Origin of the sequence: Streptomyces sp. SID12501 (genome assembly GCF_010550245.1) — a bacterium.
Classification (GTDB): domain Bacteria; phylum Actinomycetota; class Actinomycetes; order Streptomycetales; family Streptomycetaceae; genus Streptomyces.
On the sequence record NZ_JAAGLU010000915.1, the window covers coordinates 1 to 405 of the forward strand.

Below are 405 nucleotides of genomic sequence, written 5' to 3' on the forward strand. Positions count from 1 at the left end.
GCACCTTGTGGGGCGCCCCCTTGGCGAGCGCGTCCTCGTGCGGCAGCAGGTAGACGACGTCGCCCTCGAGCATCGGCTGCTCGCCGCGGGGCACGCCGGTCGGGGCCGGGGCGGTGAGCTCGGGCGTGACGACCGCGGTCGGCGCGGTGGGGGCCGCGGGCGGCATGCGCCGCGTCTCGACCACGTCGGGGACGTCGTCGACGTCGTCGAGGTCCTCGTGGTGGACCTGGGCGGCACGCTCGAACGCCTCGTCGCCCTCGTACTCGTCGAGGCGCCGGTCGTCGGGGTCGGGGACGTCGTCCGCGCGACGCCGGCCGAGCAGCGAGCGGCGCTTCTTCGCGGGCGGCTCGGGCCGCGCGCTGTGCAGCGCCTCGATCAGCAGCGGCGCGTCCTCGTCGTCCTCGA

At 76.8% G+C, this 405-nt stretch carries 1 pseudogene; it reads right to left on the reverse strand.

Features of this window, described 5'->3' with window-relative positions:
* Positions 1 to 405: pseudogene (locus tag G3I71_RS49120) on the reverse strand (hypothetical protein); the annotation flags it as partial.